The organism is Patescibacteria group bacterium (genome assembly GCA_018896645.1).
In the GTDB taxonomy this organism is placed as follows: Bacteria; Patescibacteriota; Patescibacteriia; order UBA2591; family JABMQE01; genus JAHIMF01.
In genome coordinates this window covers 1-5,493 of sequence record JAHIMF010000080.1, presented here as the reverse complement: position 1 = coordinate 5,493, position 5,493 = coordinate 1, and the positions used below count along the sequence as shown (strand labels likewise).

General features: G+C 38.4%; 5 protein-coding genes and 1 pseudogene. 2 read left to right on the top strand and 4 right to left on the bottom strand.

Going from position 1 to position 5,493, the window contains the following annotated elements; translation table 11 throughout:
* Positions 1–166 precede the first annotated feature (166 nt).
* Both KKD20_06005 and KKD20_06000 read left to right on the top strand, forming a co-directional pair.
* Positions 167–727 (top strand): annotated as a pseudogene (locus tag KKD20_06005) (2-oxoacid:acceptor oxidoreductase family protein).
* 217 nt (positions 728–944) lie between these two features.
* Entirely contained in the window at positions 945–2,012 is a 1,068-nt protein-coding gene (locus KKD20_06000; protein ID MBU4332638.1) for an adenylosuccinate synthetase, read from the top strand.
* Between the two features lie 93 nt (positions 2,013–2,105).
* Here KKD20_06000 and KKD20_05995 read toward each other — a convergent pair whose 3' ends face one another.
* The 4 genes from KKD20_05995 to KKD20_05980 all read right to left on the bottom strand — a co-directional run.
* A complete protein-coding gene (locus tag KKD20_05995; protein ID MBU4332637.1) occupies positions 2,106–2,669 on the bottom strand; it encodes a nitroreductase family protein in 564 nt (187 codons plus the stop codon).
* A gap of 42 nt (positions 2,670–2,711) precedes the next feature.
* Positions 2,712–3,089: a phosphoheptose isomerase gene (locus tag KKD20_05990; GenBank protein ID MBU4332636.1), complete on the bottom strand. Its 378-nt coding sequence runs from the start codon at positions 3,087–3,089 to the stop codon at positions 2,712–2,714.
* Between the two features lie 42 nt (positions 3,090–3,131).
* A complete protein-coding gene (locus tag KKD20_05985; GenBank protein MBU4332635.1) occupies positions 3,132–4,619 on the bottom strand; it encodes a B12-binding domain-containing radical SAM protein in 1,488 nt (495 codons plus the stop codon).
* A gap of 122 nt (positions 4,620–4,741) precedes the next feature.
* Positions 4,742–5,493, bottom strand: a 752-nt coding sequence (locus tag KKD20_05980; protein MBU4332634.1) for a metallophosphoesterase, incomplete at its 5' end; no start/stop codon positions are given.

The following is a 5,493-nucleotide window of genomic DNA, read 5'->3' as shown; positions in this document are numbered from 1 at the left end:
TACTAAAGACAAAAGAGCTTCTTTTCTTACTTGGTATATCCATTTTAAATATCTTGATAAAGGTTAAATCACCAACACTTTTTGACCATTAAGCCTAAATTAATAAACCAATAAATTAATAAAAAAATGATAAATGGATATATGTTAAATGATTAAATGTTAAACTATGTTCGAAGTACGTTTTCATGGTCGTGGCGGTCAGGGAGCTAAATCAGCTTCCCAGTTTTTGGTTGAGGCGGCGCTTACTGAAGGCAAGCACATTCAAGCCTATCCGGATTATGGGCCAGAACGGAGCGGGGCGCCAGTACGGACTTATGCCCGGATTGCCGATGACCCAATTATTACGCATGAGCCAGTGACCAGCCCCGAAGCCGTGGTGGTTTTGGATCCGACACTGATGGACGTTGTTGATGTAATAGAAGGCCTGGGTAGTGATGGAACCCTGATTGTTAATTCTAAAGAGCACCCTGATATTTTTAGAAAAAAATTAAAATTTAAAGGCAGGGTTTATACTTTGGATGCTTCGACTATTGCCTTAAAACTAATTAACCGAGATTCGCCAAATACCGCGCTTTTGGGCGCTTTGGTTAAAGCTATTGGTGTGGTTGAGTTGGAATCAATGAAACAAGCAGTGGTTCAGGGATTTTTGAAAAAATTAGGGAAGAGTAAAGCGGAGCATAATGGGATGTGCGTGCAGGAAGGATATGAAAAATTAGAAGTTGGTTGACAATTGTTGATAATTGATAACTAATTATTGCAAGGTTAATACAATTGTTAATAAAGTTAAGGAGTTAATAATATAAAAATAAAGTATAAAAAATAAGGCGAGATTTGCCTTGTTTTTTTATTAGCCTTAGCGTCTTGTATTTTTTTAAAGGGTATTATATACTATTGTGCGGGGGTTGCTCTTTAAATCAAACAATAGTTCACAAGGGAGGAACAAAATGGGAGCGATTATTATTGTTGATGCTTTTTGGGGTGATTCTGGCAAAGGCAAGATTTCTGCCTATTTGACGCGTCGCGAGAATGCGGAATTATGTGTTCGTGCTGGGATTGGTACAAATGCTGGGCACAGTCTTTATCTCGGTACTCTTAAAGAATTGCAATTAATTAGCACACGGCAGTTGCCATTAGGTTTTCTTAATCCTCTTACAATGGTTGCTGTTGGTGCTGGGGTTGCGGTTAACCCCAGTATTTTCCAAGAAGAGGTGGAAAAGTATCATTTGCAGGATCGGGCAAGGGTTGATTACCGTTGTCCGATTATCACCGAAGAGCATATCAAGCAGGAACAAGAGAGTGCTCATTTGAGCGGAAAGATTGGTTCCACTTGTAGTGGTTCCGGCGCGGCTCGTGCTGATTTTGTACTGCGTAAGGCTGGACAGGCTAAGGATATTGCTGGTTTACAACCATATGTTACTGATGTTGCTTATTTAGTGAATAAGGCGGCGCGTTCTGGCACTGTAATTGTTGAGGGCTCACAAGGCGCCTTGCTGTCATTGGGTTTATCCCCGGATTATCCGTATGTGACTTCCGGTGATTGTACTAGCCTGGCAGCGGCCGCACAGATTGGTTTAGGCTGGCAGAATATTAGTGAGGCAGTGATGGTGCTCAAAGCTCTACCTTCACGAGTAGGCGAAGGTCCCCTGCCCAACGAGTTAAGCGCCGACGAGATTAAAGAGCGTGGTATTGCGGAGCATGGCGTAGTTACTGGCCGCCTACGACGTAAAGCCGTTGGAATCCCTTGGGGTCTGTTGCGTTACGTAGCAATACTCAATAGCCCAACACAAATTGCTCTTACTTTTTGCGAGCATTATGATCCAGAAGTGGAAGGTGTTACAACGCGTGAGCGATTGACCCCTAAGGTTTGGGAATTAATTACCAAGGTTGAAGCGCAGACCGGCACGCCAGTGACTTTAGTTGGGACAGGTAAGCTTTTTGAGCATATCGTTGATTTGAGTGAGCGAGCGGCGCATAGTTGCGTTAAAAGCAATAATAAAAAGGAGTTCGTATAAACATGTATTGGATGTCTACCAACCCTATGAATTAGGGAAGTAGAATAAAACAAAGCCGTGTTAGTATAGCGCGGCTTTTTCTTTTTCTAAAATTCAAAATTTCTCCTCATGCAGTATATCTTTCAGCCTTCTTTTTGGCACATGTAAGACATTTTTTTCATCAAGCCAGTATTTAAGCTCACCTTTAGATTCTTCAGCCACTGACTTTTGTTTGGGATAGCCCAAAGCGATCACTAATTCAACAGTATAACTTTCAGGAATGTCTAAAATTTTTGCCAGTTTAGCCTTGTCTAAAGAACCAATAACACAGCCGGCAATCTCTTTTTCTAAAGCAGTTAAAATAATGTTTTCAGCCGCAAAGCCGACATCATATTTAGGCTCTGGATTAATTTTTTTGTGGGAAAGGATGATGATATAAGCCATCGGCTCCTCATTTTGTTGGGGCGCGCTGTTGTCAAGATAACCCGCCCAGTGAGTGCAATTAAATACTGACTCAAGGTTTTTAGCGACCAATATATATTCCAAAGGCTGCCGATTAGCTCCCGAGGGCGCTAATCTGGCCGCGTTAAGACAATCAAGCAAAACTTGTTTGGGAAGTTTTTTTTGTTGAAATTTTCTGATTGTCCTTCTTTTGAGGATGAGGTTGTAGGTGTTCATATTTAATCTTAAGGAAATCCATCGAAGAAGTCGATGTATATTTTAATTAAATTTTTTAGCTGCCCTCACAAAACCATCATCAATATAATAATAATTTCCACCCCTTGGTTTGCTATAAATTATGTGATGATATTTAAAACCATGTTCTTTAAGCCAATTTTCCGTGACGCTTTTGAGACTGGGGGTGCGAGAGGTAAAAAAGGTGATGATATGGCCTTGGCCATACCATTTATTTATTTTTTCTTTAACGCCAGGAATTTCAGAAGCAATTTTCATTCTTTCAGGCTCTTCATTAGGAATGTCTTCACAGATAACGCCATCTATATCAATAATAAAATTTTTAAAGTTAGAAGAAAATCTCGGGCTTTTTTTGTGGCCATGTTCGTCAAAAGTTTCTTTTAAGTATTTTTTTAGATTCATCTTTTATTTTTTAATATAGCTTTCTATGTTTTTATGATTTCGTTATAGATTTCCATAAGCGGCAAAGATTTTGCGGAAATGAGAGCCATAGATACTTAAAGTTATCGCCAGGGGAAGAAGTTTTGGCCGTCTAAATAAAGACCAAACAATAAGTTTCCAATAATGTTTTCGGCTTTTTTCTCTTATTCCCAAAAACCAAACGGATTTTACAAGGGCTTTAATATGATAAAAATGAAATTGAGATTTACCTTTTTTAGGGGGAGTAAAGTTTTTTAGCAGAATTTTAACTCGTTCGTAATATTGTTTTGGTGAATAAAGATTAGAAACAACTTTTTGGTAGCCAGCAAGAAGAACGTTGCGATCCATTTTTGTTATAAAATTGATTGAGAAATCTGTATTGTCGCCAGAGAAATTTTTTATAATTCTATTTTCTTTTACCAATCGTTGATAGAGCTTAGTGCCATTAGGGGCGTTTAATAAACCGACCATAGCTGTGGCAATACCGCTTTTTTGAATGAATAAAATCATTCTATCAAAAATAGAAGACGGGTCACTATCAAAGCCAAGAATAAAACCTCCTCGAACCTCTAGGCCGAATTTTTGAATTTTTCTGATATTGGCTATTAGATCGCGGTTTTTGTTTTGAAGTTTGCCACACTCGGCTAAGCTTTCTTGGTTGGGAGTTTCAATACCCACAAAAACAGCGCCAAACCCAGCATCAGCCATCAGCCGCATTAGTTCCTCGTCATCTGCCAGATTTATTGAAGCTTGGGTGTTAAAAGAAAAGGGATATTTTTTTTCCTTTTCCCAATAGATGATTGCCGGGAGGATTTCTTTTTTTAAGGCAGATTTGTTTCCAATAAAGTTGTCATCAACAAAAAAAACAGAACCTCGCCAACCCCGTGAATACAAATTTTCTAGTTCAGTCAATATCTGCCCTTTAGTTTTTAATCGCATCTTGCGGCCAAAAAGAGCAGTCACATTACAAAAATCACAATTAAAGGGGCAGCCCCGCGAATATTGAATGCCCATTGAAGCATATTTTTTCATATTGGCCAGCTCCCAAAGAGGCGGCGGGGTTAGCTGAATATTGGGTTTTTCAGCTGATGAATAAAGGTGTTTTAGACGGCCTTTTTCTAAGTCCTCTAGGAAGAGCGGCAAAGTATTTTCTGCCTCACCAAGCAGGAGATGGTTGACATCTGGGAAGTCCTTAAAATTCGTGGTAAAAAGAGGGCCGCCAGCAACAATCTTGGTTCCTAGTTCCTGACAACGAGCGATTACTCTTTTGGCAGATTCTTGTTGAATAGACATGGCGCTGATAAACACATAGTCAGCCCAGCAGATATCTTCATCAGCCAATTTTTCAATATTTAAATCTATTAATTTTTTGTCCCAGTGCTTGGGCAGCATGGCGGCCACGGTTAAAAGACCTAATGGCGGATGGCCGGCTTTTTTAGAGATAAATTTTAGAGCATGCTTAAAACTCCAAAAAGTTTCTGGGTATTCGGGATAGACAAAAAGAATTTTCATAGAGTGTGAATTTAGTTTTATTATTTTTTGATTTTTTTATTGCGGATAATTATGCTTTGCAATTTATGTTAGAGAAGGGCAGTTCTGTAATCTTATATATTTTTTAAAATAAAAGCAAGAAGCTATTTTTTCTTTAAGGTTATTGCAACTATCTCGGATCTTGATCCAGTTCGCATGGCTGGCCCCCAAAAGCCTGTACCGCTGCTTATATATATAGAGAAATATCCTTCTTTATGAAGACCATAATCATAACCATTATACATATAATTAGTAATAAAATTAAAAGGGAAAATTTGCCCCTTATGCGTATGGCCTGATAATTGTAGATCTACACCCAGCTCTTTGGCATAATCAAAATTAATTTTTGGAGAATAATACATATTGTTATGATCAATCTGTTTTATTCTAATATCAGTTGGAGCATGATAAAGCAATAAGCTTGGAGTATTAAAATTATAATTTTTGTCATTTGCAATGTCCTTTTCTAGACCCGGATAGCTTACTCCTATAATCTGCAGGCCATTTACTAGAGCCACCTCATCATCTAAAACATTAATCTCGGTTTTCTCAAGAGTGTCCAGCGCTTTCTTTACGCCTATATATGTTTCGTGATTTCCGGTTACATAATAAACTCCTTTTTTTGCTTTAATATTGTTTAGAGGTTTTATAAAAGAATCCAAGCTTTTGTTCATTCCATCAAAAAGGTCGCCGGTAATAACCACTATTTCCGGGTTAATTTCATCCACTTTCTCATTCACTCTATTCATAAAACGTGTTCCAATGATTTGTCCTAAATGAATATCGGAAAGTTGAACAATGGTTTTTCCTTCCCATTCTTCCGGTAAATCCCTGATGCTAACGGTAAGATTTTTTA

Bases quoted from the DNA above. Each gene is read 5' to 3' on its own strand.
- KKD20_06000 (MBU4332638.1), top strand. From the start codon at position 945: ATGGGAGCGATTATTATTGTTGATGCTTTTTGGGGTGATTCTGGCAAA.
- KKD20_05995 (MBU4332637.1), bottom strand. From the start codon at position 2,669: ATGAACACCTACAACCTCATCCTCAAAAGAAGGACAATCAGAAAATTT.
- KKD20_05985 (MBU4332635.1), bottom strand. From the start codon at position 4,619: ATGAAAATTCTTTTTGTCTATCCCGAATACCCAGAAACTTTTTGGAGT.
- KKD20_05990 (MBU4332636.1), bottom strand. From the start codon at position 3,089: ATGAATCTAAAAAAATACTTAAAAGAAACTTTTGACGAACATGGCCAC.